4 protein-coding genes are annotated in these 2,867 nt (G+C 69.4%); all 4 read right to left on the minus strand.

The features are described 5' to 3' along the window. Positions 1–656 (minus strand): CHASE3 domain-containing protein (locus AB0J09_RS61355; RefSeq protein WP_360713272.1); only part of this gene is annotated, 656 nt, incomplete at its 3' end. 142 nt (positions 657–798) lie between these two features. Next, positions 799–1,686, minus strand: a complete 888-nt coding sequence (locus AB0J09_RS61360) for an LLM class flavin-dependent oxidoreductase (protein ID WP_360713274.1) — start codon at positions 1,684–1,686, stop codon at positions 799–801. Between the two features lie 138 nt (positions 1,687–1,824). Further along, entirely contained in the window at positions 1,825–2,244 is a 420-nt protein-coding gene (locus tag AB0J09_RS61365) for a hypothetical protein (RefSeq protein WP_360713275.1), read from the minus strand. Positions 2,245–2,365: 121 nt separating this feature from the next. Further along, entirely contained in the window at positions 2,366–2,731 is a 366-nt protein-coding gene (locus AB0J09_RS61370; protein WP_360713277.1) for a nuclear transport factor 2 family protein, read from the minus strand. Positions 2,732–2,867 lie beyond the last annotated feature (136 nt).

The raw sequence follows: 2,867 nt of genomic DNA on the forward strand, positions 1-2,867 counted from the left end.
CCGGCGGTCGCGGCCACGCGGCGTACCGGTGCGACCACCGCGCGCGTGAGGTAGCCCGTGTACGCGGCGATGAGCGCGATGGACGCGATCAGGCCCGCAGCGCCGACGACGCCGGCACGGCGCGCGGCCGCGTCGGAGCGCTTCTGCTGAGCCTCGAGCAGCGACTGTTCGGCCGTGACCAGCGCGCTGAAGTCTGCGCGTATGACGTCCACGCGCCGCTCCCCCTCGGCGATCGCCGTGGCCGTGACCGCGGCGCGATCGCGGCGGGCGGCCTGCACCAGCGGTCTCGCGTAGCCGTCGATGTAGGAGGCGCCCGCGGTCCCGATCCGATGTACGCGAGCGCGCTGGGCGGGATTGTCGGCGACCAGCTGCTCCAGCTCGCCGATCTCCCTGGGGTACGCGGCCAGGGCCTCCTGCCACGGTTGAAGGAACCGCTCCTGACCAGTGAGGGCGAACCCGCGCAGCCCGGTCTCCATGTCCATGATCCGGCGTTCCAGCCGGTTGGTCACCACCAGGACCTGGGTGGAATGTCCCGCCTGGAGCTGCGAGCGGCGCATGCCGGCCATCGAGTACAGCAACATCACGAAGGTGGCCCCGACGACCAGCGCGAGCACGATCCCCGCGGCCACCGCGCGCTGGGTCAGGCCGCTACCCACGCCAGCTCCCGGTCCGCGTATCCGGCCTGGGCCTCCTCCCCCTGCCCGGCCCAAGCCACTGCTCAAATTCTATCGCCCACCTCAACGCGGACGATAAGGCCGGTCACTGTCGGTATGCGGGCGTGTCGCCGCCGGTGCGCGATCAGCTCTGTGCCAGCGCGTCGCGCACCAGCGGGATGACTTCCAGCGCGAAGCGCCGGCGCGGATCCGGCGCGGAGAACATCACGTTGAGGAACGTGAAACCCGCGCGGATGATCTCGACGAGCTGTCCGGCGATCGCCTCGTCGCCGCCCGCCACGACCTGCGGCGTCGGCGATCGTTTCGCGTCGAAGACGACGGCGACGTTGGCCGCGCAGGTGATCTGGTCCGGGTCGCGCCCGGCGGCCACCGCGGCCGCCCGTACGGCGTCACGCATCGCCACCGCCTGACTCAGCTCCAGCCGCGGCAGCGAGGGAATCCAGCCGTCGGCCAACGCGCCGGTCAGCCGGAGTGACCGCGGGCCGTAGCTGCCGAGCCAGATCGGGATCGGATGCGCCGGCCTGGGCTCGATGCGGGCCTCGCGGGCCTGATAGTGCTCGCCGTCGAACGAGACCCCCGGCTCGGCCCACAGGCGGCGAATGATCTCCAGCGCCTCCGCGAGCGCGCCGACCTTCTGCCCAGGTGTGCGCACGGGCAGCCCGAACGCGGCGAATTCCCGGTCGTACCCGCCGGAGCCCAGTCCCAGCACCAGCCTGCCCCCCGAGAGCCGGTCCAGGGTCTCGGCCATCTTCGCGGTCACGGCCGGCGCACGGTACGGCAGCCCGAGCACGTTCGGCATGACCTCGATGCGCTCGGTCGCCGCCGCCGCCCAGGTCAGCGCGGTCCACGTCTCCAGAGTGGCGTGCTCGCCGTGGAGGTGGTCGCTGATGCCGAACATGTCGAAGCCCAGCGCCTCGGCCTCCACGACGTCGTCGACCAGCCGTTCGGGGGCGAACTCCCCGAAGCCGTAGGTCGTCCCGAACCCGACCCGCTGTCCCACGATCGCACTCACCGACGCCCCCCTTAAAAATAGTTGGTAGTACGTACTGTTCGTTGTACGCACTAAGCTAGTTCGCGGCGCGAACCACTGTCAACTTGGGCAGGGGAGCGTGGCACAGGTGTCACAGTCCTCCGAGGGAGGGCCCGGAGGTCACCGGCAGCCGCTACGGGTGCAGGTCGTGCCAGTGAGGTACGTCCAGGCCCGGCGGCCGTTCTGCTGCAGGAGGTCCACGGTGACCTCGGTGATGCCGCCGCGCTGGTCGTACTGGCGCCTGAAGCCGTGACCCTTGGTCCCGGAGCAGACCACGCGCTCGGCCTGCCCGACGAGCCGGCGCCCGTGCCAGAACTTGTAGCGCGCCTTCGCGCAGTTGTCCTCGTTCGCCTTCAGCGAGGCGCCGATCTGCACGGTGCGGTTGTACCAGATGATGTTGCCCTTGAGCGTGTACTCGCCAGTGCCGTAGGACAGGCTGTAGTGCGTCCTGGGGTTGGAGGCGGCGCCGGCCGGTGATGCGACGAGGAACGGCGTGGCCACCACGGCGGCTATCGTCACTGCTGCTGCGAGCGTTTTCACGACTACCCCTTTGCTGTTTGTCGCTGTTGACCTTGCACCCTTTGGATGCGAGCAGCGCCGGGGAATGTTCGTGAACGAATCGGTGCACTTCGATGAACCTTTACTGAGAGCCGCGCCTACCTCATGGGAGGCGCGAAACCTGGTAGTGGCTGATGAGCCAGTCGTCGCCGATCTGCCGCGCCATCACGCAGAGATAGACGGTCAAGGTCGGCCGACTGGTGAAGGAGAAGTCGACACTCATGTAGCCGAGGACAAGGTCGTCGGCCGGCCGCCGGGTCTCCAAGATGGTGTACGCGGCGGTCATGCCGATCGGCTGCGCGTCGTAGTACTCGGCGACGCCGCCGGGACCGACGCTGTAAGGGTGCAGGCCCTGGAAGATCGCGTCGTCGGTGAAGTACGACGCGACGCGCTTGGGGTCGTGTGCGTCGACCGCGGCCTTCCACCGGTCCAGGACGGTGTGAAGGATCTGAGCCTCGGTATCGGTCATGGTGCTTCTCCTGTTGACGATCAGTCCCCGACCGCGACGCGGCGGGCGGCGTGGACACGGTGGGGCAGAGGCCCGAGATGGTGCGGAAAGCGGTGGCGCAGCGCGCCGGCCGCGAGTGCGGCCAGCGCGACGAGGG

This window comes from Nonomuraea sp. NPDC049784 (assembly GCF_040659615.1).
GTDB lineage: Bacteria > Actinomycetota > Actinomycetes > Streptosporangiales > Streptosporangiaceae > Nonomuraea.